Genomic DNA, 251 nt, shown 5'->3' on the forward strand with positions numbered 1-251 from the left:
CTATGAAGTGCAGCCGAATTCGCGCCTTTCGTGCCAGATAAGAGTGCGCGATGCGCTGGATGGGTTGGTTGTGCGTATCCCAGAGCGCCAGGGGTAGAGCCTTTCACTTTTAGATAGAAAAGCTGGCAGGACAGAGGGGGGCGCCTCGCGATTCCATCAAAACAGGAAGCGCTCTAATTGGTCGCGCCTAGCCCGGAATACGGCCCGCCTCGATCTGCTTCAAACGATATTCCAGAAGCCGCATGATGCGG

General features: G+C 56.6%; 1 pseudogene. It reads left to right on the forward strand.

The window, feature by feature from the left end:
- Positions 1-97: pseudogene (locus ABFT80_RS28030) on the forward strand (2Fe-2S ferredoxin); the annotation flags it as partial.
- Positions 98-251: the final 154 nt, after the last annotated feature.

The organism is Foliimonas ilicis, from assembly GCF_039939195.1.
In the GTDB taxonomy this organism is placed as follows: Bacteria; Pseudomonadota; Alphaproteobacteria; order Rhizobiales; family Rhizobiaceae; genus Foliimonas; species Foliimonas ilicis.